The organism is Frigoribacterium sp. PvP032, assembly GCF_017833035.1.
In the GTDB taxonomy this organism is placed as follows: Bacteria; Actinomycetota; Actinomycetes; order Actinomycetales; family Microbacteriaceae; genus Frigoribacterium.
In genome coordinates this window covers 2369821-2395952 of record NZ_JAFIBM010000001.1, presented here as the reverse complement: position 1 = coordinate 2395952, position 26132 = coordinate 2369821, and the positions used below count along the sequence as shown (strand labels likewise).

The window sequence follows — 26132 nt, the reverse complement described above, 5'->3', positions numbered from 1 at the left end:
CGCTAAGCTTGGTTCTCGTGTCAGACTCCGTCCCCATCTCCGAAGAGGCCGTCTCGGCCGCGGTCGATGCGGCCCTCGCGGCCGTCGCGACCGCCGCCTCCGTCGCCGAGCTCAAGGCGGCCCGTGCCCAGCACGCCGGCGAGGCGTCGGTCCTGGCACGCATGAACGCCGGTCTCCGCGACCTGCCGAACGACCAGAAGGCCGCGGCGGGCAAGCTCGTCGGCGGCGCACGTGGCCGTGTCGGCCAGGCGGTGGCCGCTCGTGAGGGCGAGCTCGCCGAGCTCGAAGAGGCTCAGCGCCTCGTCGACGAGGCGGTCGACGTCACGGCCCTGCCCACCCGTCGCCGGGTCGGCGCGCGGCACCCGCTCGCCCTCCTGCAAGAAGAGATGCTCGACCTGTTCGTCGGCATGGGCTGGGAGGTCAGCGAGGGGCCAGAGCTCGAGCACGAGTGGTTCAACTTCGACGCGCTGAACTTCGACGCCGACCACCCGGCGCGCGCCATGCAGGACACGTTCTTCGTCGACCCGGTCGACGCGCACCTCGTGCTGCGCACGCACACGTCCCCCGTGCAGATCCGCACGCTCCTCGCGAAGGAGCTGCCCGTCTACAACGTCGCCACCGGTCGTGTCTTCCGCACCGACGAGCTCGACGCGACGCACACCCCGGTCTTCACGCAGATCGAGGGCATCGCGATCGACCGCGGCCTGACGATGGCGCACCTGCGCGGCACGCTCGAGCACCTGGCGCGGTCGATGTTCGGCCAGGGCGCCCAGATCCGGCTCCGGCCGAACTACTTCCCCTTCACCGAGCCGAGTGCCGAGATGGACGTGTGGCAGCCGAACGCCAAGGGCGGTGCGCGCTGGGTCGAGTGGGGCGGCTGCGGCATGGTCAACCCGAACGTCCTCCGGGCGGCGGGCATCGACCCCGAGGTGCACCAGGGCTTCGCGTTCGGCATGGGCATCGAGCGGACCCTCCAGTTCCGCAACGACCTCAACGACATGCGCGACATGGTCGAGGGCGACGTCAGGTTCAGCGAGCAGTTCGGGATGGTGGTCTGATGCGGGTTCCGCTGAGTTGGCTCGGCGAGCACGTCGACCTCCCCGACGACGTCTCGCTCGAGCACGTGCACGCCGCGCTGGTGTCCGTCGGCTTCGAAGAAGAAGACGTCCACGTCGGCGACGTGACGGGCCCCCTCGTCGTGGGCCAGGTGCTGGAGCTGCAGCCAGAGCCGCAGAAGAACGGCAAGACGATCAACTGGTGCCAGGTCGCCGTCGGCCCCGACGACGTCCGCGGCATCGTCTGCGGCGCCCACAACTTCGTCGTGGGCGACAAGGTCGTCGTGTCGCTGCCGGGCGCGGTGCTACCGGGGCCGTTCCCGATCGCCGCGCGCAAGACCTACGGGCACGTCTCGGACGGCATGATCGCGTCGACGCGCGAGCTCGGCCTCGGCGACGAGCACGACGGCATCCTCCTGCTCAGCTCGCTCGGTCTCGACCCCGAGGTCGGCACCGACGCCATCGCGCTCCTCGGGCTCGACGAGGCCGCCGTCGAGATCAACGTCACGCCCGACCGCGGCTACGCGCTCAGCATGCGCGGCGTGGCTCGCGAGTACTCCCACGCGACCGGCGCCTCCTTCACCGACCCCGCCGGCACGGTCGAGCCCGCGGCGGCCGACGGCTTCGCCGTGACCGTCGTCGACGACGCCCCGGTGCGCGGCCGCCAGGCCGTGGCCACCTTCGTCACCCGGGTGGTCCGGGGCATCGACGCCTCGCGGCCCACGCCGACCTGGATGTCGTCGCGGCTGCGCCTCGCGGGCGTCCGCTCGATCTCGCTGCCGGTCGACGTCACGAACTACGTGATGCTCGAGCTCGGCCAGCCGATCCACGGCTACGACCTGGCGAACGTGCAGGGCGGGCTCACCGTGCGCCGGGCCGCGTCCGGCGAGCAGCTGCAGACCCTCGACGGCACCGTCCGCACCCTCCACGTCGAAGACCTGGTCATCACGGACGAGCAGGGTGCCGTCGGCATCGCCGGCGTCATGGGCGGCGCACGCACCGAGATGGGCGCGGGCACCACCGACGTCCTCATCGAGGCCGCCACGTTCGACCCGGTCTCCATCGCGCGCAGCGCCCGCCGGCACAAGCTGCCGAGCGAGGCGTCCCGTCGCTTCGAGCGCGGCGTCGACCCGGCCGTCTCCGCCCCCGCGGCGCAGCGGGTCGTCGACCTGCTGGTCGAGCTCGCGGGCGGCACAGCCGATGCGCTCGGCTCCTCGCTGGACGAGTCCGTCGCACCCGGGGCCGTCGCGCTGCCGCGCGGCCGCGCCGCCAGCCTCATGGGCGTCGACTACACGGCGGACGAGGTCGTGGGCGCGCTGCGCGCCGTCGGCTCCGCCGTCGTCGAGTCGGGCGAGGGGTGGCAGGTGACCCCGCCGACCTGGCGCAGCGACCTCCGCACGTCGGCCGACCTGGTCGAAGAAGTGGCCCGGATCACCGGGTACGACCGCATCCCGTCCGTCCTGCCGGTGGCTCCTCCCGGGCGCGGCCTCTCTCGCGAGCAGAAGCTGCGCCGACGGGTCGCGGCCTCGCTGGCCGCGGCAGGCTCGGTCGAGGTCCAGGCCTACCCCTTCGTCCGTCCTGACCAGAACGCGGCCTTCGGCTCGGTCGACGGGTCGACGGGCGGGGCAGCCGTGCCTGCCGTCACGCTCGCGAACCCGCTCGACTCCGCCGCTCCCCAGCTGCGTCGCTCGCTGCTGCCCGGGCTGCTCGACGTCGTGCGCCGCAACACCTCTCGTGGCCTGGTCGACGTGTCCGTGTTCGAGAGCGGCACGGTCTTCCTCCCGGTCGAGGGCACGACCTACGGCACGGCCGAGGTCCCCGCCGGTGCCGAGCGCCCCGGTGAGGAGCTCCTCGCCTCGCTCGCCGCCAGTCTGCCCGCGCAGCCCCGCCACCTGGCCGTGGCCGTCGTCGGCGACGTCGTCGACCGCCAGCCAGGTCAGCCTGCCGTCGCCGCCGGCCTGGCCGACGTGCTCGACGACCTCCGGCTCGCCGTCCGCGCCGCCGGGGCCGAGGCCGTGTTCCGCACAGGTCGGCACCCGTCGCTGCACCCCGGTCGCACCGCTGAGGTGCTGGTCGCCGGCGAGGTCGTCGGCGTGGCCGGCGAGCTGCTGCCCACGGTGTCGGCCGAGCTCGACCTGCCGCGCGTCGTCGCGGTCGGCGAGATCGACCTCGACCGTGTCCTCGCCCTGTCCGACGTCCCCGTCCAGCCGACGGCGATCTCGTCCTACCCGGCCGCGACGCAGGACCTGTCGCTCGTCGTGGGCGTGGACGTCGCCGCGGGCGACCTGCTCGAGACGGTCCGCGAGGGCGCCGGCGACCTGCTCGAGTCCGTGCGGCTCGTCGACGACTATCGCGGAACGGGCCTGCCGGAGGCGACCAAGTCGCTGACCTTCGCGCTGCGCTTCCGCGCTGCCGACCGCACGCTGACGGCCGCCGAGGCGACCCAGGCGAAGCAGGGGGCCGTCCGCCTCGCCGGAGAGCGATCAGGGGCGACGCTCCGCGAGTGACCTCGCGAGGCGCCGCCGCCCTCGATCCTCGACCGACTCGACCATCAGGATGGACACATGCCTCACTCCGTAGCAGTAGCGGGCGCCAGCGGGTACGCCGGCGGCGAGCTCCTCCGGCTCCTCGCGGCGCACCCCGACTTCGAGGTCACGACCGTCACGGCGTTCCAGAACGCCGGGCAGCCCCTCGTCGCCCTCCAGCCCCACCTGCGCTCCCTCGCGCACCTCACGCTCGTCGAGACGACGGCCGAGACCCTCGCGGGGCACGATGTCGTGTTCCTGGCCCTCCCGCACGGCAAGTCCGGCGCGATCGCCGCGCAGCTGCCCGACGACGTCCTCGTCGTCGACTGCGGGGCCGACCACCGTCTCACCGACGAGGCCGCCTGGGCCGAGTTCTACGGGACCGAGTACCACGGCGCCTGGGCCTACGGGCTGCCCGAGCTGCTGCTCGGCGCGTCCGGCGGGCGTCAGCGCGACGCCCTGCGCGGGGCACGTCGCATCGCCGTGCCCGGCTGCAACGTCACGGCCGTCACCCTCGGCCTCGCCCCCGGCGTCCGCGCCGGGCTGGTCGAGGCGACCGACATCGTCTCGGTCCTGGCCGTCGGCCCGTCGGGAGCCGGCAAGGCGCTCGCGCCGCACCTCCTCGCCAGTGAGCTGATGGGGTCGGCCTCGGCCTACGGGGTCGGCGGCACGCACCGCCACGTTCCCGAGATCCGGCAGAACCTCCGGCTCGCCGGCGCACAGGACGTGCGGATCTCGTTCACCCCCGTGCTCGTGCCGATGTCGCGGGGCATCCTCGCGACCACGACGGCCACGCTCGCCCCCGGTGTCGGCGCCCACGACGTGCGCACAGCCTGGGAGCAGGCCTACGCGGACGAGCCGTTCGTCCACGTCCTGCCCGAGGGCGTCTTCCCCCGCACGGCCGACACGGTCGGGGCGAACACGGCCCTCATCGGCCTCGCCGTCGACGAGGCCGCCGAGCGCGTCGTCGTCGTCAGCGCCATCGACAACCTCGTGAAGGGCACGGCCGGAGCGGCCGTCCAGTCCGCCAACATCGCCCTCGGCCTCCCCGAGACCACGGGCCTCAGCACGGACGGAGTGGCACCGTGAGCGTCACCGCAGCACAGGGATTCACCGCCGCCGGCGTCGTCGCCGGCCTCAAGAGCACCGGCGCGCGCGACGTCGCGCTGGTCGTCAACACCGGCCGCAGCAAGGCGGCGGCCGCCGTCTTCACCAGCAACCGTGCCAAGGCCCACCCCGTCCTGTGGTCGCAGCAGGTGCTGGGCGACGGCATCGCGGAGGCGGTCGTCCTGAACTCGGGAGGCGCCAACTGCTTCACCGGCCCGTTCGGCTTCCAGACGACGCACGCCACGGCGGAGACCGTCGCCGAGTCGCTCGGCGTCTCGGCGGGCGACGTCGTCGTGTGCTCCACCGGCCTGATCGGCGTCGGCGACCAGGTGTTCCGCGACAAGGTGCTCTCCGGCTCGCGGGCCGCGGCGGCCGAGCTGAGCACCGACGGCGGCGCGGACGCCGCGCACGCGATCATGACGACCGACAGCGTGCCGAAGCAGGCCGTCGTCACCGGCGACGGGTGGGTGGTCGGCGGCATGGCCAAGGGCGCCGGCATGCTCGCGCCGGGGCTCGCGACGATGCTCGTCGTGCTGACGACCGACGCCGACCTCCCGGCCGAGACACTGGACGCCTCGCTGCGCGCGGCCACGCGGGTCACCTTCGACCGGCTCGACTCCGACGGCTGCATGTCGACCAACGACACGGTCGTGCTGCTCTCGAGCGCCGAGTCCGGCGTCGCCCCGTCGGCCGACGACTTCACCGCGGCCGTCACCGAGCTCTGTGCCGATCTGGCGCAGCAGCTCCAGGCGGACGCCGAGGGCGCCTCCCACGACATCCGCATCGAGGTCGTCGGCGCCGTCGACGAAGAGGACGCGGTCGAGGTGGGCCGCTCGATCGCCCGCAACAGCCTCTTCAAGGCCGCCGTGTTCGGGAACGACCCCAACTGGGGCCGCGTCCTGGCCGCGATCGGCACCACGTCGGCCACCTTCGACCCGTACGACGTCGACGTGTCGATGAACGGCCTCCGGGTCTGCCACGCGGGCGCGCCCGACGTCCCGAGCGAGACCGTCGACCTCACCCCGAGGGCCGTCCACGTGCTGGTCGACCTCCGCGCCGGCGGTGCCGAGGCGACGATCCTCACGAACGACCTCACGCACGACTACGTGCACGAGAACAGCGCGTACTCCAGCTGATGGGCGCACACGAGGTGACCCACAGCGCCGAGCAGGAGCTCGCGGCCGTCAAGGCCGCGACCCTGATCGAGTCGCTGCCCTGGCTCAAGCGCTTCTCCGGCAAGGTCGTGGTCGTCAAGTTCGGCGGCAACGCCATGGTCGACGAGGCGCTCGGCCGCGCCTTCGCCGAGGACATGGTCTACCTGCGGCTCGCAGGGCTGTACCCGGTGGTCGTCCACGGAGGCGGTCCGCAGATCTCCGCGGCGCTCGCGACCGCGGGCATCCCGAGCGACTTCCGCGGCGGGTACCGGTACACGAGCACCGAGGCCATCGCCGTTGTCCGTGACGTCCTGGCCGGGGACGTCGCGCAGCAGATCGTCGGGCTCGTCAACGAGCACGGCGACCTGGCCCGCAGCGTGTCCGGCGAGGGCTCGACGCTCTTCCGTGGTCGCCGCCGCGGCACGGTCGTCGACGGCGAGGCCGTCGACCTGGGGCACGTGGGCGACGTCGTCGACGTCGACCCGTCGTCGGTGCTCGCCGAGATCGAGGCCGGGCGCATCCCCGTGGTGTCGTCGCTCGCCGTCGACGAGGCCGACGAAGGGTCGCTGCTCAACGTGAACGCCGACGCGGCGGCCGCAGCTCTCGCCGTGGCGCTCCGGGCGACCAAGCTCGTCGTCCTCACCGACGTCTCGGGCCTGTACTCCGACTGGCCGAACCGCGACTCGCTCGTCGCCGCCATCACCGTGTCGGCGCTCACCGACATGCTCCCGACGCTCGAGTCCGGCATGATCCCCAAGATGACGGCCTGCCTCGACGCGGTCGTCGGCGGCGTCGGGGGAGCGACCATCATCGACGGTCGCATCCCGCACTCGATCCTCCTCGAGGTCTTCACCCAGCGCGGGTCGGGCACCGAGGTCGTCCCCGACGACAGGGCCGCCGCCTACGGCGCACCCGTCGTCGACTCGTTCCCGATCATCCCGGTCGGCGACGTCAGCACCCCGCAGGAAGGACAGTCGTGACCACCACCCAGACCCCAGCCGGACACGACGCCCGTCGCGACTGGCAGAGCCGGTTCGGCGACGCGTTCATGCGCTCGCTGGCCACCCCGAAGGTGATGCTCGAGCGCGGCGAGGGCTGCGTCGTGTGGGACGTCGAGGGCAAGCGCTACCTCGACTTCCTCGCCGGCATCGCCGTCAACGCACTCGGCCACGCGCACCCCGTGCTCGTCGGGGCGATCGCCCGGCAGGCCGGCGCGCTGATCCACGTGTCGAACTACTTCGCGACCGAGCCGCAGCTGGCGCTCGCCGAGCGTCTCCTCCGCATCAGCGGCGCAGGCGACCAGGGTCGCGTCTACTTCGCGAACAGCGGTGCCGAGGCCAACGAGGCCGCGTTCAAGCTCGCCCGCCTGAACACCGGCGACGGGCGACGCACACGCGTCCTCGCCCTGCAGAACTCGTTCCACGGGCGCACCATGGGCGCTCTCGCCCTCACCGGCAAGCCCGCGCTCCGCGGCCCCTTCGAGCCGATGGTGGCGGGCGTCGAGCACATCGACACCACGATCGAGGCGCTCGAGGCGGCCATGGGCGACGACGTCGCGGCTCTCTTCGTCGAGCCGATCAAGGGCGAGGCCGGCGTGCTCGACCTCCCCGTCGGGTTCCTCGAGCGGGCCCGCGAGCTGACCCGCGAGCACGGCGCGCTGCTCGTCCTCGACGAGATCCAGACGGGCATCGGTCGCACCGGCTCCTGGTTCGCCTTCCAGCAGTTCGACGTCGTGCCCGACGCCATCACGGTCGCCAAGGGGATCGCCGGGGGAGTGCCCATCGGCGCGCTCGTCACCTTCGGTGCCGCCTCCGACCTCTTCGAGGCCGGTCAGCACGGCAGCACGTTCGGCGGCAACCCGCTCGCCACGGCCGCGGCCGACGCGGTCCTCGGCGAGATCGAGCGTGCCGGCCTGGTCGAGTCCGCCGTCGTCCGGGGTGCCCAGATCCGTGCCGCCGTCGAGGCGATGGACTCGCCGCTCGTCGCCGGCGTCCGCGGGCAGGGCCTGCTGATCGGCATCGGGCTGACCCAGCCGGTCGCCGCCGAGATCTCGGCCCGGTGCCTCGAGGCCGGCCTGATCGTGAACGCCCCCAACGACTCCAGCATCCGTCTCGCCCCGCCGCTCATCGTGGGCGACGCCGAGATCGCCGAGTTCTCCGCCCTCTTCTCCCGCGTCCTGAAAGGTCTCGAATGACCCGCCACTTCCTCCGCGACGACGACCTCAGCCCCGCTGAGCAGCTCGAGGTCCTCGACCTCGCCGACGCCCTCAAGCGCGACCGCTGGTCGCAGCGCCCCCTCGAGGGGCCTCAGACGGTCGCCGTCATCTTCGACAAGTCGTCGACCCGCACTCGGGTCTCGTTCGCGGTCGGCATCGCCGACCTCGGCGGCAGCCCGCTCGTGATCGCCACCGCGAACAGCCAGCTGGGCGGCAAGGAGACGCCGTCCGACACCGCACGCGTCCTCGAGCGCATGGTCGCCGCGATCGTCTGGCGCACCTACGCACAGTCCGGCCTGGAGGAGATGGCGGCGGGCACCACCGTCCCCGTCGTCAACGCCCTCAGCGACGACTTCCACCCCTGCCAGCTGCTCGCCGACCTGCAGACGATCCGCGAGTCGAGGGGCACGCTCGCCGGGCTCTCGGTCGCCTTCGTCGGCGACGGCCGCAGCAACATGGGCCAGTCGTACCTGCTGGCCGGCGCCACCGCCGGGATGCACGTCCGCATCGGCTCGCCGGCGGGCTTCCAGCCCGAGCAGCACGTCGTCGACGACGCGGCCGCGATCGCGGCGACCACGGGCGGCTCCGTCCAGGTGGTCGACGACGCGGCGGCCGCCGTCGCGGGAGTCGACGTCGTCGTCACCGACACCTGGGTGTCGATGGGCAAGGAGGACGAGAAGGACGAGCGCGTCGCCGTGTTCGGCGGCTTCAAGGTCGACCAGGCGCTCATGGCGCAGGCGGCCGACGACGCGATCTTCCTGCACTGCCTCCCCGCCGACCGCGGGTACGAGGTCGACGCCGACGTCATCGACGGCCCGACCAGCGTCATCTGGGACGAGGCGGAGAACCGCGTCCACGCCCAGAAGGCGCTCCTCACCTGGCTGCTCTCGCACTGAGGCAGCAGCGGCGAGCCAGCAGCACCGAGCTCGCAGCACCCGTCGCCCGGCCACGAGGCCGGGCGGCCTCCCGATAAGATCACCCACACCACACACTCAAGGAGAACCATGGCGGAACGCGTCGTCCTCGCATACTCCGGAGGTCTCGACACCTCCGTCGGCATCGGCTGGCTCGCTGACGCGACCGGCAAGGAGGTGGTCGCCCTCGCCGTCGACGTCGGACAGGGCGGCGAGGACATGGACGACATCCGTCAGCGTGCCCTCGACTGCGGTGCCGTCGAGTCGGTCGTCGTCGACGCCAAGGAGGAGTTCGGGCGCGACTACCTGATGCCCGCCCTCAAGGCCAACGCGATGTACCAGAAGACCTACCCGCTGGTCTCGGCCCTCAGCCGCCCGCTGATCGCCCGCCACCTCGCCCGTGTCGCGAAGGAGCTCGGCGCCGACAGCGTCGCGCACGGCTGCACCGGCAAGGGCAACGACCAGGTCCGCTTCGAGGCGGCCGTGGCCGCGCTCGCGCCCGACCTGACGAGCATCGCGCCCGTCCGCGACCTGGCCCTCACACGCGACAAGGCGATCATCTACGCCGAGCAGCACTCGCTGCCGATCCGCCAGAGCGCCGCGAACCCCTACTCGATCGACAAGAACGTCTGGGGCCGCGCGGTCGAGACGGGCTTCCTCGAGGACCCGTGGAACCCGCCGATCGAAGATCTGTACGAGTACACGCAGGATCCGTCGGTCATCAAGGACGCGGACGAGGTCGTCATCACGTTCCAGGCCGGTGTGCCCACGGCGATCGACGGCGTCTCGTACACGCCGCTCGGCATCGTGCAGAAGATGAACGAGCTCGCGGGTGCGCACGGCGTCGGCCGCATCGACGTCGTCGAGGATCGCCTCGTGGGCATCAAGAGCCGCGAGGTCTACGAGGCTCCCGGCGCCGTGGCGCTGATCCAGGCGCACGAGGCGCTCGAGGCGCTCACCATCGAGCGCGACCTCGGCCGCTACAAGCGCGGCGTCGAGGCCGAGTGGTCCAACCTGGTCTACGACGGCCTGTGGTTCTCGGGCCTGAAGCGCTCGCTCGACGTCTTCATCGACGACACGCAGAAGTACGTCTCGGGAGAGATCCGCCTCAAGCTGCAGGGCGGCCGCGCGGTCGTCACCGGCCAGCGGAGCGACCAGAGCCTGTACGACTTCGACCTCGCGACCTACGACACCGGCGACACGTTCGACCAGTCGCTGTCCAAGGGCTTCATCGAGATCTGGTCCCTGCCGAGCAAGATCTCGGCGCGTCGCGACCTGGCGCAGCAGTAGTGGTCGACGCGACCCCGGGCCAGAACCAGCGGGCGGGGGAGGCGGGCGCTCTGTGGGGAGGCCGCTTCGCCTCCGGCCCCGCCCCCGAGCTCGCGGCCCTGAGCAAGTCGACGCAGTTCGACTGGCAGCTCGCGCCGTACGACATCGCGGGGTCACGGGCGCACGGCCGTGCCCTCGCGGCGGCGGGGTACCTCGACGAGGCCGAGCTCGACGGCATGATCGCAGCCCTCGACCAGCTCGAGGCCGACGTCGCCGACGGCTCGTTCGTCGCGGCGGAGTCCGACGAGGACGTGCACTCGGCGCTCGAGCGCGGACTGATCGGCATCGCGGGCGCCGAGCTCGGCGGCAAGCTCCGCGCGGGCCGCAGCCGCAACGACCAGATCGCCACGCTCGTGCGTCTCTACCTGCGTGACCACGGTGCGGCGATCGGCCGTCTCGTGGTCGGGCTGGTCGACGCGATCGCGTCGCAGGCCTCGGCGCACCCCGATGCCGTGATGCCCGGACGCACGCACCTGCAGCACGCCCAGCCCGTGCTGCTCGCCCACCACCTCCTCGCCCACGCCTGGCCGCTGGTCCGCGACCTCGAGCGCCTGCGCGACTGGTCGCGTCGTGCGTCGGCGTCGCCCTACGGCGCCGGTGCCCTGGCCGGCAGCTCGCTCGGCCTCGACCCGATGCTCGTCGCGACCGAGCTCGGCTTCGAGCGAACCACCGAGAACAGCATCGACGCGACGGCCAGTCGCGACGTGGTCGCCGAGTTCGCGTTCGTCACGGCCTCGATCGGCATCGACCTGTCGCGCCTCGCCGAAGAAGTGATCCTCTGGTCGACGCGCGAGTTCGGCTTCGTGAAGCTGCACGACTCGTTCTCGACCGGGTCGTCGATCATGCCCCAGAAGAAGAACCCGGACATCGCCGAGCTCGCCCGAGGCAAGTCGGGCCGGCTGATCGGCAACCTCACCGGCCTGCTGGCGACGCTCAAGGGCCTCCCGCTGGCGTACAACCGCGACCTGCAGGAGGACAAGGAGCCGGTGTTCGACTCGGTCACCCAGCTCGAGGTGCTGCTGCCCGCGTTCACGGGCATGATCGCCACGCTCGAGTTCGACGAGGCCCGGATGGCCGAGCTGGCGCCGCAGGGCTTCTCGCTCGCGACGGACGTGGCCGAGTGGCTCGTCCGCCAGGGCGTGACCTTCCGCGACGCCCACGAGATCAGCGGCGAGCTGGTGCGGTTCTGCGAGCAGCACGACCTCGAGCTCGACGAGCCGACCGACGCGCAGTACGCCGAGGTGTCGTCGCACCTCACCCCCGAGATCCGCCCGGTCCTCACCGTGCGCGGCTCGATCGGCAGCCGGCAGGGTGTCGGGGGCACTGCTCCCGAGCGCGTCGCCGAGCAGCTGGCCGAGCTGACCGAGCGCGTCGCGCACCTGGTCCGCGACCTCGACCCGGTCTCGGCGTGACCGAGCCGCGTCGCCCGCGGGGCCCGCGCGCCCCACGGGCCTGGCTGCTCCCCGCCGTCGTGGCCGTGTGCGTCGTCGTCCTCGTCGCGGTCGTCGTGATCGCGACCGCGTCGGGACAGCGGTTCTTCTGAACGAGGTGACCAGGCTGCTCTCGCGGCCGGCCCTCGAGGTGGGACCGCTCCTCCTCGGATCGGTCTTCCGGGTCGGGGAGGTGACGGTCAGGCTCACCGAGGTCGAGGCCTACCACGGCCAGGGGCAGGATCCCGGGTCGCACGCCCACCGCGGACCGACGCCGCGGAACGCGAGCATGTTCCGCGAGGGCGGGACCCTCTACGTGTACCTGTCGTACGGGATCCACCGCTGCGTCAACATCGTCTGCGGCCCCGAGGGGTACGCGTCCGGTCTCCTGCTCCGCGCCGGTGAGGTCGTCGACGGGCTCGACGTCGCCCGGTCCCGTCGGGCCAGCGCCCGGAACGACGCCGAGCTGGCCAGGGGACCAGGGAGGCTCGGGTCCGCGCTCGACATCGGTCTCGACGACGACGGCAGCAGCCTGGGCCACGGTCGGTTCTCGCTCGCACTGCCGACGGGTCCCGTCGGCGAGGTCGTCGCGGGTCCCCGCGTCGGGGTCTCGGGGCGAGCGGGGACGGACGAGTTCCCGTGGCGGTTCACGCTGGCGGGGGAGCCCTCGGTCTCGGCCTGGCGGCCCGCGGTCCGTCGCGGCGGCGGCACCTCCGCGCGCTGATACCGTTCTCGGGTGAGCAGCGAAACCACGGCCGAGGTCCTCGCCGGCCAGGCCAACGACCCCACGTTCGACGACGTCTGGGACGAGCTGCAGTGGCGCGGCCTGGTCCACGTCTCGACCGACGCCGACGCGCTGAAGTCCGTGCTCGCCGGCCCACCGATCACGTACTACTGCGGCTTCGACCCGACCGCGCCGAGCCTGCACCTCGGCAACCTCGTGCAGCTGCTGCTGATGCGTCGCCTCCAGCTCGCCGGCCATCGGCCCCTCGGGCTGGTCGGGGGGTCGACCGGCCTGATCGGCGACCCGCGCCCGACGGCCGAGCGCACCCTCAAGACTCCCGAGCAGACCGCCGAGTGGGTGACGCGGATCCGCGTGCACGTCGAGAAGTTCCTCGCGCCCGAGGGCGAGAACGGCCTGCGGGTGGTGAACAACCTCGACTGGACGGCGCCCCTGTCGGCGATCGAGTTCCTCCGCGACATCGGCAAGAACTTCAGGGTGGGCACCATGCTCAAGAAGGACGCGGTGAGCGCACGCCTCAACTCGGACGCCGGCATCAGCTACACCGAGTTCAGCTACCAGATCCTGCAGGGCCTCGACTTCCGTGAGCTCTACCGCCAGCACGAGTGCGTGCTGCAGACCGGGGGCAGCGACCAGTGGGGCAACCTGACGAGCGGCACCGAGCTGATCCGTCGCACCGAGGGAGTCTCGGTGCACGCCATCGGGACGCCGCTGATCACCAACAGCGACGGCACCAAGTTCGGCAAGAGCGAGGGCAACGCCGTCTGGCTCGACCCCGAGCTGACGAGCCCCTACGCCATGTACCAGTTCTGGCTCAACACCGACGACGCCGACGTGGCCTCTCGGCTGCGCGTGTTCACGTTCCTCGACCGTGCGGCGATCGAGTCGCTCGAGCGCGCGGTGGCCGACGAGCCGTTCCGGCGGGAGGCGCAGCGCACGCTGGCATGGGAGGTCACGCGCCTGGTCCACGGCGAGGTCGCCACGCAGTCGGCGATCGACGCAGCCGCCGCCCTCTTCGGGCAGGGCGACCTCGGTGTCCTGGACGAGGACATCCTCCGCAGCGCGGTCGCCGAGTTGCCGTCCGCGGAGGCGGACTCCACCACGACGGTGGCGCAGGCACTGGTCGCCACCGGGCTCTCGCCGTCACTCGGTGCCGCCCGCCGGAGCACCGGCGAGGGCGGGGTCTACCTGAACAACGTCCGGGTGGTCGACGCCGACGCTCCGGTGGGGGAGTCGACCCTGGCCGGCGGCACCGTGGTGCTGCGTCGCGGCAAGAAGACGCTCGCCGGCGTCACGGTTCGCTGACCGGCTCTGATCCGAGACGACGAAGGCCCGCCCCTGCACAGGGGGCGGGCCTTCGTGCATCCCCTCGACCGGAGGGCCGTTTCGCCAGGTCGGCCGCATCGCTCATGATGCCCGCAGGGGCCGTGTGCGGCCCCGTGACGGCCGAACGTGCCCTTGGCCCTTGATTTTCCGGGGATCGCGTGTGCGACACGCCCGGGATGTGGCAGGGTTTGGACGATGTGGCTGGTGTGCCTGTAATGTTTCCTCTTGTCACCACGGAGGTGCGGCGGAGCGAAGCTTCACCGGCCTTCTTGTGACACTGACCTCCAAGTCCTCGAGTTGCTGCTGGTTCTGCTAGCTGGCCTCGGACCAAGTGGGTTGCGAACACTGATCCAGATGGTGTAGCGTCATGGCTCGTCGTGAGAACGACACCGGCTCTCAGGAGTCGAAGAGCGATGGTCTTGCAACTGGAAGATCGGTGCTAAGGTTTCACAGCCGCTCCGGGCGATGCTCTCATATGAGATCGGGTCTCTGATGCGTTTGGTCCTTGAGAACTCAACAGCGTGCACATTGTCAAATGCCAAATTATACCCTGGCATTGTCGAAGGCTTCGGTCGTCGATGGTGTTTAGGTTTCTTTGAGATTGACGGACAATCAACAATCGTCAGATTGTTTTGTTCTTTCAGTCAGCATCAAATTCAGCAGTTACCACCTTTTTCCGGTGGTTCTGTTTTTTCTTTTACGGAGAGTTTGATCCTGGCTCAGGACGAACGCTGGCGGCGTGCTTAACACATGCAAGTCGAACGATGAACTCCAGCTTGCTGGGGGGATTAGTGGCGAACGGGTGAGTAACACGTGAGTAACCTGCCCTTGACTCTGGGATAAGCGCTGGAAACGGCGTCTAATACCGGATACGAGCTTCAGCCGCATGGCTAGGAGTTGGAAAGAATTTCGGTCAAGGATGGACTCGCGGCCTATCAGCTAGTTGGTGAGGTAATGGCTCACCAAGGCGACGACGGGTAGCCGGCCTGAGAGGGTGACCGGCCACACTGGGACTGAGACACGGCCCAGACTCCTACGGGAGGCAGCAGTGGGGAATATTGCACAATGGGCGCAAGCCTGATGCAGCAACGCCGCGTGAGGGACGACGGCCTTCGGGTTGTAAACCTCTTTTAGTAGGGAAGAAGCGAAAGTGACGGTACCTGCAGAAAAAGCACCGGCTAACTACGTGCCAGCAGCCGCGGTAATACGTAGGGTGCAAGCGTTGTCCGGAATTATTGGGCGTAAAGAGCTCGTAGGCGGTTTGTCGCGTCTGCTGTGAAATCTGGGGGCTCAACCCCCAGCCTGCAGTGGGTACGGGCAGACTAGAGTGCGGTAGGGGAGATTGGAATTCCTGGTGTAGCGGTGGAATGCGCAGATATCAGGAGGAACACCGATGGCGAAGGCAGATCTCTGGGCCGTAACTGACGCTGAGGAGCGAAAGCATGGGGAGCGAACAGGATTAGATACCCTGGTAGTCCATGCCGTAAACGTTGGGAACTAGATGTGGGGACCATTCCACGGTCTCCGTGTCGCAGCTAACGCATTAAGTTCCCCGCCTGGGGAGTACGGCCGCAAGGCTAAAACTCAAAGGAATTGACGGGGGCCCGCACAAGCGGCGGAGCATGCGGATTAATTCGATGCAACGCGAAGAACCTTACCAAGGCTTGACATATACCGGAAACGGCCAGAGATGGTCGCCCCGCAAGGTCGGTATACAGGTGGTGCATGGTTGTCGTCAGCTCGTGTCGTGAGATGTTGGGTTAAGTCCCGCAACGAGCGCAACCCTCGTTCTATGTTGCCAGCACGTTATGGTGGGAACTCATAGGAGACTGCCGGGGTCAACTCGGAGGAAGGTGGGGATGACGTCAAATCATCATGCCCCTTATGTCTTGGGCTTCACGCATGCTACAATGGCCGGTACAAAGGGCTGCGATACCGTAAGGTGGAGCGAATCCCAAAAAGCCGGTCTCAGTTCGGATTGAGGTCTGCAACTCGACCTCATGAAGTCGGAGTCGCTAGTAATCGCAGATCAGCAACGCTGCGGTGAATACGTTCCCGGGCCTTGTACACACCGCCCGTCAAGTCATGAAAGTCGGTAACACCCGAAGCCAGTGGCCTAACCCCTTGTGGGATGGAGCTGTCGAAGGTGGGATCGGTGATTAGGACTAAGTCGTAACAAGGTAGCCGTACCGGAAGGTGCGGCTGGATCACCTCCTTTCTAAGGAGCATGTACCAGCCCCGCGGTATACACGGGGAACTTCTGGTCAAGTCAGTTCCGAAGCGAATGTCTTCGGCTGACGCTCATGGGTGGAACATTGACAATGACTTTCCGGTGAGCCGGTCAGCTTTAGTACGTCACCTTTTAGGTGTCTGGAACGGGAGGGCTGGGGAGCTGGTTGGTGTGCACGCTGTTGGGTCCTGAGGGACCAAACCGGTTGGTCGGAAGATCAACGGGTTGAACTCCTCTGGGCCAGGAAAGTCCTGCATCAATCGCAGGGTGATTCTGGTGCCGCCCGTATTTTGAGAACTACACAGTGGACGCGAGCATCTTAGTCGCAAGCAAGTGCCGGCCTTCGGGTTGGGTGCGAGTTTGTGATACTAAGTGCAATTTCTTAGACCAACCCGCCCTTTGGGGTGTGGTTGGCGAATGAGATAACACTGAGCTGCCAGCTAAGGCTGGTGGCAACTTTGTGGTCAAGTTTCTAAGAGCAAACGGTGGATGCCTTGGCATCTGGAGCCGAAGAAGGACGTAGAAATCTGCGATAAGCCTCGGGGAGCTGATAATCGAGCCCTGATCCGAGGATGTCCGAATGGGGAAACCCCGCCAGGCGTTTTGACCTGGTGACTCCCGCCTGAATATATAGGGCGGGTAGAGGGAACGTGGGGAAGTGAAACATCTCAGTACCCACAGGAAGAGAAAACAACAGTGATTCCGTCAGTAGTGGCGAGCGAAATCGGAAGAGGCTAAACCGGTCATGTGTGATAGACGGCGGTCGTTGCATGGTCGGGGTTGTGGGACCCGTTGTCCTGTTCTGCCGGACAGGAGCAGTTACAGCGCAGTATAGGCGAACAGCTTTGAATGGCTGGTCATAGAGGGTGCGAACCCCGTAGCCGAAATGCTGGCGCTGGCTGAATGGGGATCCCAAGTAGCTCGGGGCCCGAGAAATCCCGTGTGAATCTGTCAGGACCACCTGATAAGCCTAAATACTCCCAGATGACCGATAGCGGACAAGTACCGTGAGGGAAAGGTGAAAAGTACCCCGGGAGGGGAGTGAAATAGTACCTGAAACCGTTTGCTTACAAACCGTTGGAGCCTCCTTGTAGGGGTGACAGCGTGCCTTTTGAAGAATGAGCCTGCGAGTTAGCGATATGTGGCGAGGTTAACCCGTGTGGGGTAGCCGTAGCGAAAGCGAGTCTTAAGAGGGCGATACAGTCGCATGTCCTAGACCCGAAGCGAAGTGATCTATCCATGGCCAGGTTGAAGCGACGGTAAGACGTCGTGGAGGACCGAACCCACTTCAGTTGAAAATGGAGGGGATGAGCTGTGGATAGGGGTGAAAGGCCAATCAAACTTCGTGATAGCTGGTTCTCTCCGAAATGCATTTAGGTGCAGCGTTGCGTGTTTCTTGCCGGAGGTAGAGCTACTGGATGGCCGATGGGGCCCAAAAGCTTACTGACGTCAGCCAAACTCCGAATGCCGGTAAGTGAGAGCGCAGCAGTGAGACAGTGGGGGATAAGCTTCATTGTCGAGAGGGAAACAACCCAGACTACCAGCTAAGGTCCCTAAGCGTGTGCTAAGTGGGAAAGGATGTGGAGTTGCAGAGACAACCAGGAGGTTGGCTTAGAAGCAGCCACCCTTGAAAGAGTGCGTAATAGCTCACTGGTCAAGTGATTCCGCGCCGACAATGTAACGGGGCTCAAGCACACCACCGAAGCTGTAGATTTCGTATTATAGACAAGCCTTCGTGGTTCAGTCGTACGGAGTGGTAGGAGAGCGTCGTGTGGCCAGTGAAGCGGCGGTGTAAACCAGCCGTGGAGGCCACACGAGTGAGAATGCAGGCATGAGTAGCGAAAGACGGGTGAGAAACCCGTCCTCCGAAAGACCAAGGGTTCCAGGGCCAGGTTAATCCGCCCTGGGTAAGTCGGGACCTAAGGCGAGGCCGACAGGCGTAGTCGATGGACAACGGGTTGATATTCCCGTACCGGCGAAGAACCGCCCAAGATAATCCAGTGGTGCTAAGAGTCCTAACCCGGCTGAGTGGATCCCTTCGGGGTGATGCCGGCCGGTCTAACGCTCGACCCCATGCTGGTGCGTTTAGCGTATTAACAGGTGTGACGCAGGAAGGTAGCTGAGCCAGGCGATGGTATCCGTAAGGTGAACCTGGTGTAAGGATGTAGGGCTGACGATAGGCAAATCCGTCGTCAATGCGCCTGAGATCCGATGCGTACCCCGATTGGGGGAAATCAGTGATCCTATGCTGCCGAGAAAAGCATCGACGCGAGGTTCAAGCCGCCCGTACCCCAAACCGACTCAGGTGGTCAGGTAGAGAATACCAAGGAGATCGAGAGAATCGTGGTTAAGGAACTCGGCAAAATGCCCCCGTAACTTCGGGAGAAGGGGGGCCGGAACCGTGATGGGATTTACTCCCGGAGCGGGAAAGGCCGCAGAGACCAGTGGGAAGCGACTGTTTACTAAAAACACAGGTCCGTGCCAAGTCGCAAGACGATGTATACGGACTGACGCCTGCCCGGTGCTGGAAGGTTAAGAGGAACGGTTAGCGCAAGCGAAGCTGAGAATTTAAGCCCCAGTAAACGGCGGTGGTAACTATAACCATCCTAAGGTAGCGAAATTCCTTGTCGGGTAAGTTCCGACCTGCACGAATGGCGTAACGACTTCCCAGCTGTCTCAACCGCGAACTCGGCGAAATTGCACTACGAGTAAAGATGCTCGTTACGCGCAGCAGGACGGAAAGACCCCGTGACCTTTACTACAGCTTGGTATTGGTGTTCGGAGTGGCTTGTGTAGGATAGGTGGGAGACTGTGAAGCTTGGACGCTAGTTCAGGTGGAGTCATTGTTGAAATACCACTCTGGTCACTTTGGATATCTAACTACGAACCGTGATCCGGTTCTGGGACAGTGCCTGGTGGGTAGTTTAACTGGGGCGGTTGCCTCCTAAAGAGTAACGGAGGCGCCCAAAGGTTCCCTCAACCTGGTTGGCAATCAGGTGTCGAGTGTAAGTGCACAAGGGAGCTTGACTGTAAGACTGACAAGTCGAGCAGGGACGAAAGTCGGGACTAGTGATCCGGCAGTGGCTTGTGGAAGCGCTGTCGCTCAACGGATAAAAGGTACCTCGGGGATAACAGGCTGATCTTGCCCAAGAGTCCATATCGACGGCATGGTTTGGCACCTCGATGTCGGCTCGTCGCATCCTGGGGCTGGAGTAGGTCCCAAGGGTTGGGCTGTTCGCCCATTAAAGCGGTACGCGAGCTGGGTTTAGAACGTCGTGAGACAGTTCGGTCCCTATCCGCTGCGCGCGTAGGAAATTTGAGAAGATCTATCCCTAGTACGAGAGGACCGGGATGGACGAACCTCTGGTGTGTCAGTTGTTCTGCCAAGAGCACCGCTGATTAGCTACGTTCGGAACGGATAACCGCTGAAAGCATCTAAGCGGGAAGCCGGCTTCGAGATGAGATTTCCATACCCTTCGGGGTGAGAGGCTCCCAGCTAGACTACTGGGTTGATAGGCCGGATGTGGAAGTGGGGACTAACGACCCATGGAGCTGACCGGTACTAATAAGCCGATAACTTGACAACACTCTTCCCCTGTAGAGGAGGAAGAAAGATTGCTACGCGTCCACTATGTGGTTCCCGAAAGACGGTCGGCAACGACTGCTTTACGGAACACCCCTCACACCACCACGTCCTGTGCGGTGTGGGGACAACAGAACAGACAAGTCCCACTGACAGCGTTGGTGGGCATGGTCTGAAACAGACTTCACCCTCACCCGAGGCTCAAGTTTCGGGGGTTGTGTGGTAAATGTTTCGGCGGCCATAGCGAGAGGGAAACGCCCGGTCCCATTCCGAACCCGGAAGCTAAGACTCTCAGCGCCGATGGTACTGCAAGGGGGACCTTGTGGGAGAGTAGGACACCGCCGGACTCCTTTTGATAGAAGAGCCCCTCCACTGGAGGGGCTCTTCTTGTTTAACCGCTGGTAGAGTCGTGCGTCGGTCCGTCCGCACCTCAGGGGCGACGGACGACGGACTTTCCGGGCGAGAGCCCCACAACACAACAGCTGCCTGCACGACTGGACAACGAGGAGCACCTCCGTGAGCGACCGCGACGACGACCGACCCGACCGACCCCGACGAGACTCGTCCTCCGGACGCGACGGCGGTGCTCGCGGGGAGCGGCCGTCGGGTCGTCCGTCGGGCGGCGACCGCGGGGCTCGGGGCGACCGGCCCCAGCGGGGTGAGCGTCCTGCGTACGGTGACCGCGCCTCCTCGGGTCGGCCTCAGGGTGGGGGAGACCGTCGAGGCGGTCCCTCAGCCGGTGGTCGTGCAGGCGCGACGGGCGGTCGTCCATCCAGCGGTGCAGGTCGTCCGTCGAGCAGTGGGCGTCCGTCCTCCAGCGGCGGTCGACCTTCGTCGGGCGGCGGACGTCCTTCAGCGGGCGGTCGTCCGACGACCGGGTACCAGGGGAATCGCGAGACGCCGGAGGACCGCGATCCCTACGGCCTCAAGTCGGTGCGGCCGGCGCAGGAGGTCGCGCACGTTCCCGACGACGTGGAGCCCCGTGACCTGGACAAGGTCGCCCGCGGCGAGCTGAAGACGCTGAGCAAGGAGAACGCCGACTGGGTCGCGAAGCACCTCGTCATGGCGGGGCGCCTCATCGAGGAGGAGCCCGAGGAGGCACACAAGCACGCGTTGTCCGCTGGTCGTCGCGCTGGTCGCATCGGTGTCGTGCGCGAGACGATCGCCATCACGGCCTACACGGTGGGCGACTACGCCCTCACGCTCCGCGAGCTGCGGACCTACCGCCGCATCACCGGTCGCGACGACCAGCTGCCGCTGATGGTCGACAGCGAGCGCGGCCTCGGTCGCCCCGAGCGCGCGCTCGAGCTCGGGCGCTCGGTCGACGTCTCGACGCTGGCGCCCGCGGTCCGGGTCTCGCTGGCCATCGCCATGAGCGGTGCGCGGCTCGACCTGGGGCAGCCCGACGCGGCGCTCGGCGAGCTCGAGATCCCGCAGCTCGACCGTCGGCGTGCGTTCGAGTACAGCCCGGCGCTGTTCGACGCCTACGCGACCGTGCTCGAGGACCTCGGGCGCGAGCGCGACGCCGAGGAGTGGCGCACGCTGGCCGAGCGCGCCGACGCCGCGCTCGAGGCGCACCACGGCGACGACGACCGGGAGACCGTCGAGGTCGTGGAGGAGGAGCTCGAGCTCGACGAGTCGTGGGAGGCGGAGGAGGAGTCCGTGCCGCTCGACGAGGGTGGGCCTGCCGCTGACGACGAGGAGCCTGCCGCTGATGAGGAGCCTGCCGCTGAGGATGTGGACCCTGCCGCTGAGGAGCCCGTTGCTGGCGAGGAGACCGAGCACCGTGGCTGACCGTCCCACGCCGCTCGACGGCGTCGACACCGTCCTGGCCGACCTCGACGGGGTCGTGTACCGCGGGTCCGTCGCGATCGACCACGCCGTGGAGAGCCTGACCGCGGCGGCCGAGACGCACCGCGTCGGCTACATCACGAACAACGCCTCGCGCACCGCGGCCACGGTGGCCGCGCAGCTGAGCGGCTACGGGCTGCAGGTGACCGCGGACGACGTGGTGACCTCCCCGCAGGCTGCGGTGCGCCTCCTCGTCGACGCGGTCCCGGCCGGCTCGACCGTGCTCGTCGTCGGGGGAGACGGGCTCACGTCCGTGCTCGAGGCCGAGGGGTTCCGGGTCACGCGATCGGCGGACGACGAGCCCGCGGCGGTCGTCCAGGGCTTCAGCCCCGAGGTCGGCTGGTCCGACCTGGCCGAGGCCTCCTTCGCCCTCGCGGCGGACATCCCGTGGATCGCGACGAACACCGACTGGACCATCCCGCAGGAGCGCGGCACCGCTCCCGGCAACGGCACGCTCGTCAGTGCCGTGCACACGGCCGTCGGGCGCCTGCCCGTGACGGCGGGCAAGCCCGAGACCCCGATCTTCACCGCGGCCGTCGAGCGCTTCGGCGCGACCAGAGCCATGTTCATCGGCGACCGCCTCGACACGGACATCCTCGGGGCGCGCCGTGCCGGGCTCGTCTCCGTGCTCGTGCTGACCGGCATCGACGGTGCGAAGCAGGTCCTCGCGGCCGAGAAGGGCTCGCGGCCCGACTTCATCGTCGGAGACCTGCGCGAGCTGAGCCAGCCGTACCCCGAGATCGTCGAGCACGACGAGGACGACGTCCACGTGGTCACCGTGCGCGGCGCCCGCGTCGCCGTGCGGGCCGGCGTCGTCCGCGTCCTCTCGGCCGGTGACGACCCCGTCGACCTGCTGCGAGCCGGGGCGCACGCCGTCTGGGGCACCGGCCGGGCGATCTACGGCCTCAACATCGACCCTGCCCTGCACGCCGGTGAGTAGGGTGGGCGACACCATGCAGCCAGAGCCGAGTTCCGCCGACACCACCACCGTCGACGCGACGTCGGACGAGGAGGCGGCAGCCGAGCTGGCAGCGCGCCTCCGGTCGATCGAGAGCCTCCCTCTCGACCAGCGCGCCACGGCGTTCGGTGCCGTGCACGACGAGCTGCGCACTGCCCTCGAGGGCGTGGGCACAGGCGAGGCCGACGTCAGCTCGGGTGGTCGGTGACCGTCCGCATCGAGGAGCCGGAGGACGCCGGTTCGTCCGCCGACCAGGCGGAGCGGGACGGACAGCGTCTCGACGCTGCTCTGGCATCTCGGGGGCTCGCCCGGTCTCGCACGCACGCCGCCCGCCTCCTCGCCGACGGCCTGGTGACGGTCAACGGCTCGGGCGTCGTCAAGGCGTCGTCCCGGGTGGTCGAGACCGACACCGTCGAGGTCGCAGGCCTCGACCACTACGTCAGTCGCGCCGCGCACAAGCTCGTCGCGGCGCTGGACTCCTTCGGCGTCGACCCCCGCGGGCGGACGGCCCTCGACGTGGGCGCCTCGACCGGGGGCTTCACGCAGGTGCTGCTCGAGCGGGGTGCCGACCACGTCGTCGCGCTCGACGTCGGGCACGGCCAGCTGTCGCCGTCGATCCGCAGCGACCCGCGCGTCACGGTGGTCGAGGGGGTGAACGCGCGCTACCTCGAGGCCGGTCAGCTGCACGGCCTCAGCGACCGCGCCTCCTCGATCGACCTCGTCGTCGCCGACCTCTCGTTCATCTCGCTCACGATGGTCCTGCCGGCGCTCGTGGCCAGCGTCCCTGTGGACAGCGACTTCGTCCTGCTCGTGAAGCCGCAGTTCGAGGTCGGCAGGCAGGGCATCCGCGAGGGCGTCGTGCACGACGCCCGGCTGCGGAACGAGGCCGTCACCGGCGTCCTCTGGGCGGCGCACGACCTGGGCCTCGGCACCGCGGGGATCATCCCCTCACCCATCGTCGGCACGGCAGGCAACAAGGAGTACGTCGTGCGGTTCTCGGCTCGTCACGGGTCGAATCCGACAGAATGGCTCGGCAGGTCCGAGAGCACGACGGGAGCGTGAGACAGATCGACACGACGGCACGGCACATCCTCGTCGTCTCCCACACCGGGCGACGCGACTCGCTCGACGCGGCCCTCGAGGTCTGCGGCCTCCTCGTCGCGGCCGGCGTCGTGCCCGTCCTCTCGCGTGACGAGTGGGACGACATCAAGTCGGCGGCCCCCGACATCGAGCCGGTGGACATCCTCGGCGAGGACGTCGCGCTCGACACGCTCGAGTGCGTCATCGTCCTGGGCGGCGACGGCACCATCCTCCGGGCCGCCGAGCTCGTCCGGGGCACGCGTGCCCCGATCGTCGGGGTCAACCTCGGCCACGTCGGGTTCCTCGCCGAGAGCGAGCGCGACGAGATGGCCTACGCCGTGTCGCGCGTGGTCGCGCGCGACTACGACGTCGAGGAGCGCACCGCCCTCGACGTCCGGGTCGTCGAGGGCACCGAGGTCGTCTGGCGCACCTGGGCGATGAACGAGGCGACCGTCGAGAAGGCGTCGCGCGAGCGGATGCTCGAGGTCGTCATCGAGGTCGACGGGCGCCCCCTGTCGTCGTTCGGCTGCGACGGCGTCGTCATGTCGACGCCGACCGGCTCGACCGCGTACTCGTTCTCCGCCGGCGGGCCGGTCGTCTGGCCCGAGGTCCAGGCGCTGCTGCTCGTGCCGCTCAGCGCGCACGCGCTCTTCGCGCGGCCCCTCGTCGTCGGCCCCGACTCGACGCTCGCCGTCGAGGTGATGAGCCGGACCGACGGCCGCGGCATCCTCTGGTGCGACGGCCGCCGCGAGCACGACCTGCCGCCGGGCGCCCGCGTCGAGTGCACCCGCTCCGACCAGCCCGTGCTGCTGGCCCGCCTGCGACAGGGGCCGTTCACCGATCGCCTCGTCGCCAAGTTCAAGCTGCCGGTGACCGGCTGGCGCGGCCCCGAGCAGGGAGACGCCTCGTGATCGAGGAGATCGCGATCCGCGACCTCGGCGTCATCGGCCGGGCCACCCTGCCCCTCGGGCCGGGCTTCACCGCCGTGACCGGCGAGACCGGCGCAGGCAAGACCATGGTCGTCACCGCGCTCGGCCTCCTGCTCGGCCAGCGCGCCGAGAGCGGCATCGTGCGCTCCGGCAGCGCCCAGGCCGTCGTCGACGGTCGGTGGGTCGTCCCGGTCGAGGGTGCCGTCGTCGATCGCGTCCGCGACGCCGGGGGAGACGTCGACGACGGCGAGCTCTTCCTCAGCCGGGTCGTCTCGGCCGAGGGGCGCAGCCGGGCCGTCGTGGGCGGCCGCTCTGCCCCGATCGGCGTGCTCGGCGACCTCGCCGACCACCTCGTCATCGTCCACGGGCAGTCCGAGCAGATCCGCCTCAAGTCGGCACAGGCACAGCGGGCGGCGGTGGACGCGCACGGAGGCGCACCCCTGGCCGCGGCCGCCGCCTCCTACCGGGCCGCCTTCGGGGCGTGGACCGCCGCACGTGACGAGCTCGCCGAGATCACCCGCGACCGCGACGAGCGTCGCGCCGAGGCTGACGCGCTGCGCGCCGCCATCGACGAGATCGAGGCAGCCGCGCCCGTGGCCGGTGAGCTCGACGAGCTGGACGCGACGGCCGAACGGCTCAGCAACTCGGAAGACCTGCGGCTCGCCGCCGGCCTCGCCCACGAGATCCTCTCCACCGACGCCGTCGACGGCACCCGCGACGTGCTCTCGCTCGTCGAGGAGGCGCGCCGCCAGGTCGAGCGCGTCGCCCCGCACGACCCCGAGCTCGCGCCGATCGCCGACCTGCTGGCCGAGGTCAGCGTGCAGGTGTCCGAGTCGTCGTCGCGCCTGTCGAGCTACCTCGGCGGCCTCGACGCCGACGCTGCGGGCGACCTCGAGGCCGTGCAGACCCGTCGCGCCGAGCTGACCTCGCTGATGCGCAAGCACGGTCCTGGTCTCGACGACGTGCTGCGGCTGCTCGACGAGGGCAGCCGACGCCTGGTCGAGCTCGACGGCGACGACGACCGGCTCGCCTCGCTCGACGACGAGGTGGCGCAGTTCCGGGCCGAGGCCGAGGCCAGGGCGGGCGTCCTCAGCGACCTGCGCCGCGCCTCCGGGGCCGACCTGTCCGAGCGCGTCAGCGCCGAGCTGTCCGCGCTCGCGATGGCCGGCGCCGAGATCGTCGTCGAGGTCACGCCGCGCGACGAGCTCGGCAGCACGGGCGCCGACGTCGTGTCGCTGCTGCTTCGACCGCACCCGGGCAGCGAGCCCCGCCCGCTGGGCAAGGGAGCCTCAGGAGGCGAGCTCTCGCGCGTCATGCTCGCCCTCGAGGTCGTGATGGCCGGGTCGAGCGACGTGCCGACCTTCGTCTTCGACGAGGTCGACGCCGGCGTCGGCGGATCCGCCGCGATCGAGATCGGCCGCCGGCTCGCCGCGCTGTCCGAGCGCGCGCAGGTCATCGTCGTGACGCACCTCGCCCAGGTCGCGGCGTTCGCCACCAACCACCTGCGCGTCGTCAAGGACGCGTCGGGCGAGGTCACCGCGAGCAGCGTGCAGCAGCTCGAGGGCGACGAGCGGGTCGCCGAGATGGCCCGGCTGCTCTCGGGGCTGCCCGACAGCGCCAGCGGCCTCGACCACGCCCGCGAGCTGCTCGAGCTCGCCTCGGCCGGGCGCGCCGTCACACACTCGTAACAGGCAGCGGTGGCCG

At 68.6% G+C, this 26132-nt stretch carries 18 protein-coding genes and 3 rRNA genes; all 21 read left to right on the top strand.

What is annotated here, in order from left to right; genetic code table 11:
- Positions 1–17 precede the first annotated feature (17 nt).
- The 21 genes from pheS (at position 18) to recN (ending at position 26116) form a co-directional block, all read left to right on the top strand.
- The gene (gene pheS / locus JOE35_RS10970; RefSeq protein ID WP_209561100.1) at positions 18–1058 is read left to right on the top strand and encodes a phenylalanine--tRNA ligase subunit alpha; all 1041 of its coding nucleotides are present in this window, start codon (positions 18–20) and stop codon (positions 1056–1058) included.
- Positions 1058–3562, top strand: coding sequence for a phenylalanine--tRNA ligase subunit beta (gene pheT, locus JOE35_RS10965; RefSeq protein ID WP_209561099.1), 2505 nt, complete (start codon positions 1058–1060; stop codon positions 3560–3562). Before pheS ends, pheT begins: the two co-directional genes overlap by 1 nt.
- A 57-nt stretch (positions 3563–3619) precedes the next feature.
- Entirely contained in the window at positions 3620–4669 is a 1050-nt protein-coding gene (gene argC, locus JOE35_RS10960) for an N-acetyl-gamma-glutamyl-phosphate reductase (protein WP_209561098.1), read from the top strand.
- Positions 4666–5823 (top strand): bifunctional glutamate N-acetyltransferase/amino-acid acetyltransferase ArgJ, encoded by a 1158-nt coding sequence (gene argJ, locus JOE35_RS10955; protein ID WP_209561097.1) that lies wholly within the window; start codon positions 4666–4668, stop codon positions 5821–5823. The genes argC and argJ overlap by 4 nt, the downstream gene beginning before the upstream one ends.
- A complete protein-coding gene (gene argB, locus JOE35_RS10950) occupies positions 5823–6821 on the top strand; it encodes an acetylglutamate kinase (protein WP_209561096.1) in 999 nt (332 codons plus the stop codon). The genes argJ and argB overlap by 1 nt, the downstream gene beginning before the upstream one ends.
- Positions 6818–8035: an acetylornithine transaminase gene (locus tag JOE35_RS10945; protein ID WP_307803048.1), complete on the top strand. Its 1218-nt coding sequence runs from the start codon at positions 6818–6820 to the stop codon at positions 8033–8035. Before argB ends, JOE35_RS10945 begins: the two co-directional genes overlap by 4 nt.
- Positions 8032–8952, top strand: a complete 921-nt coding sequence (argF, locus tag JOE35_RS10940) for an ornithine carbamoyltransferase (RefSeq protein WP_209561095.1) — start codon at positions 8032–8034, stop codon at positions 8950–8952. The genes JOE35_RS10945 and argF overlap by 4 nt, the downstream gene beginning before the upstream one ends.
- A 108-nt stretch (positions 8953–9060) precedes the next feature.
- Positions 9061–10260 carry an argininosuccinate synthase gene (locus tag JOE35_RS10935; RefSeq protein ID WP_133738692.1) on the top strand — a complete coding sequence of 400 codons (1200 nt, stop codon included), beginning with the start codon at positions 9061–9063 and terminating at the stop codon, positions 10258–10260.
- Entirely contained in the window at positions 10260–11711 is a 1452-nt protein-coding gene (gene argH, locus JOE35_RS10930) for an argininosuccinate lyase (RefSeq protein ID WP_209561094.1), read from the top strand. The genes JOE35_RS10935 and argH overlap by 1 nt, the downstream gene beginning before the upstream one ends.
- Entirely contained in the window at positions 11708–11842 is a 135-nt protein-coding gene (locus tag JOE35_RS15885; RefSeq protein ID WP_280869914.1) for a hypothetical protein, read from the top strand. The genes argH and JOE35_RS15885 overlap by 4 nt, the downstream gene beginning before the upstream one ends.
- 5 nt (positions 11843–11847) lie before the next feature.
- Positions 11848–12453 carry a DNA-3-methyladenine glycosylase gene (locus JOE35_RS10925; RefSeq protein ID WP_209561093.1) on the top strand — a complete coding sequence of 202 codons (606 nt, stop codon included), beginning with the start codon at positions 11848–11850 and terminating at the stop codon, positions 12451–12453.
- Between the two features lie 12 nt (positions 12454–12465).
- Complete coding sequence (gene tyrS, locus JOE35_RS10920; RefSeq protein ID WP_209561092.1) at positions 12466–13776, top strand: tyrosine--tRNA ligase; 1311 nt, start codon at positions 12466–12468, stop codon at positions 13774–13776.
- A gap of 717 nt (positions 13777–14493) precedes the next feature.
- Positions 14494–16015 (top strand): 16S ribosomal RNA (locus JOE35_RS10915).
- Between the two features lie 474 nt (positions 16016–16489).
- Positions 16490–19613 (top strand): 23S ribosomal RNA (locus JOE35_RS10910).
- 227 nt (positions 19614–19840) lie between these two features.
- Positions 19841–19957, top strand: a 5S ribosomal RNA gene (rrf, locus tag JOE35_RS10905).
- The 16S, 23S and 5S rRNA genes sit together here, the layout of an rRNA operon.
- Positions 19958–20582: 625 nt before the next feature.
- Positions 20583–21404: a hypothetical protein gene (locus JOE35_RS10900; protein ID WP_307803047.1), complete on the top strand. Its 822-nt coding sequence runs from the start codon at positions 20583–20585 to the stop codon at positions 21402–21404.
- Positions 21346–22401 (top strand): HAD-IIA family hydrolase, encoded by a 1056-nt coding sequence (locus tag JOE35_RS10895; protein WP_209562016.1) that lies wholly within the window; start codon positions 21346–21348, stop codon positions 22399–22401. Before JOE35_RS10900 ends, JOE35_RS10895 begins: the two co-directional genes overlap by 59 nt.
- 13 nt (positions 22402–22414) lie before the next feature.
- The gene (locus JOE35_RS10890; RefSeq protein ID WP_209561090.1) at positions 22415–22627 is read left to right on the top strand and encodes a hypothetical protein; all 213 of its coding nucleotides are present in this window, start codon (positions 22415–22417) and stop codon (positions 22625–22627) included.
- 8 nt (positions 22628–22635) lie between these two features.
- Entirely contained in the window at positions 22636–23481 is an 846-nt protein-coding gene (locus JOE35_RS10885) for a TlyA family RNA methyltransferase (protein ID WP_209562015.1), read from the top strand.
- Positions 23445–24410: an NAD kinase gene (locus tag JOE35_RS10880; RefSeq protein WP_209561089.1), complete on the top strand. Its 966-nt coding sequence runs from the start codon at positions 23445–23447 to the stop codon at positions 24408–24410. The genes JOE35_RS10885 and JOE35_RS10880 overlap by 37 nt, the downstream gene beginning before the upstream one ends.
- Positions 24407–26116 (top strand): DNA repair protein RecN, encoded by a 1710-nt coding sequence (recN, locus tag JOE35_RS10875; protein ID WP_209561088.1) that lies wholly within the window; start codon positions 24407–24409, stop codon positions 26114–26116. Before JOE35_RS10880 ends, recN begins: the two co-directional genes overlap by 4 nt.
- The last annotated feature ends 16 nt before the right edge of the window (positions 26117–26132 follow it).

Bases quoted from the DNA above. Each gene is read 5' to 3' on its own strand.
- pheT (WP_209561099.1), top strand. From the start codon at position 1,058: ATGCGGGTTCCGCTGAGTTGGCTCGGCGAGCACGTCGACCTCCCCGAC.
- JOE35_RS10890 (WP_209561090.1), top strand. From the start codon at position 22,415: ATGCAGCCAGAGCCGAGTTCCGCCGACACCACCACCGTCGACGCGACG.
- argF (WP_209561095.1), top strand. From the start codon at position 8,032: ATGACCCGCCACTTCCTCCGCGACGACGACCTCAGCCCCGCTGAGCAG.
- JOE35_RS10880 (WP_209561089.1), top strand. From the start codon at position 23,445: ATGGCTCGGCAGGTCCGAGAGCACGACGGGAGCGTGAGACAGATCGAC.
- JOE35_RS10895 (WP_209562016.1), top strand. From the start codon at position 21,346: ATGTGGACCCTGCCGCTGAGGAGCCCGTTGCTGGCGAGGAGACCGAGC.
- argB (WP_209561096.1), top strand. From the start codon at position 5,823: ATGGGCGCACACGAGGTGACCCACAGCGCCGAGCAGGAGCTCGCGGCC.
- argC (WP_209561098.1), top strand. From the start codon at position 3,620: ATGCCTCACTCCGTAGCAGTAGCGGGCGCCAGCGGGTACGCCGGCGGC.
- JOE35_RS10935 (WP_133738692.1), top strand. From the start codon at position 9,061: ATGGCGGAACGCGTCGTCCTCGCATACTCCGGAGGTCTCGACACCTCC.